The sequence below is a fragment of the Pseudoalteromonas sp. MER144-MNA-CIBAN-0113 genome (assembly GCF_040308965.1).
GTDB classification, from domain to species: domain Bacteria; phylum Pseudomonadota; class Gammaproteobacteria; order Enterobacterales; family Alteromonadaceae; genus Pseudoalteromonas; species Pseudoalteromonas tetraodonis.
Genome location: NZ_JBEOOG010000650.1, coordinates 1 through 229, shown reverse-complemented (window position 1 = coordinate 229; position 229 = coordinate 1). Strand labels below are relative to the sequence as shown.

Annotated in this window: 1 pseudogene; it reads right to left on the bottom strand. The window is 41.5% G+C overall.

Features of this window, described 5'->3' with window-relative positions:
- A pseudogene (locus AAEY57_RS21340) lies at positions 1–229 on the bottom strand (choice-of-anchor I family protein); the annotation flags it as partial.

Sequence of the window (229 nt, the reverse complement as noted above, 5' to 3'; positions counted from 1 at the left end):
GCTTATATCGTAAAAAGCAATTTGACCTTCATCACCCGTGCTTTCAGCAGCCATTGCAACCGCTAGTAAATTATTGTTTTCATCAATAGCAATGCTGTTTGCATCGCCTTGGGTGTTCTCGTTTAAAGGTAGCGTAATGACCGAGGTTAAGTTAGTGGCGCTTATAACCCCTTCGTTATCTTTAACAAGTGCGGCAGTATCAAAGGTGTCTGCGGGTAAAATATTAACA